This is a genomic window from Shewanella sp. S1-49-MNA-CIBAN-0167, from assembly GCF_040310145.1.
GTDB lineage: Bacteria > Pseudomonadota > Gammaproteobacteria > Enterobacterales > Shewanellaceae > Shewanella > Shewanella psychromarinicola.
Window position 1 is genome coordinate 1 of sequence record NZ_JBEOPO010000301.1, and the last position, 266, is coordinate 266.

Here is a 266-nt window from a genome sequence, read left to right on the forward strand (position 1 = left end):
GGAGAAATCACGCCACCAAAGTCTTTTAAGATTTCGTATTTTAATCTGTGCATGTGTTCTGAATTGCCGCACACAATACCTGCGATGACATCGCCATGACCGTTTAAGTATTTGGTGGCACTGTGGATCACCATGTCAATGCCTAACGCTAGCGGTTGCTGCAAAAGTGGTGTCATAAAGGTGTTGTCGACGATTGAAACTAGATTATGTGCTTTAGCGACTTTGGCCATAGCAGCAAGATCGAATACTTGTAAATGTGGATTTAC

1 protein-coding gene is annotated in these 266 nt (G+C 42.9%); it reads right to left on the reverse strand.

What is annotated here, in order from left to right; translation table 11 throughout:
* The coding region (locus tag AAEZ00_RS21385) for a PLP-dependent transferase (protein WP_351089930.1) at window positions 1-266 on the reverse strand (266 nt) is incomplete at both ends.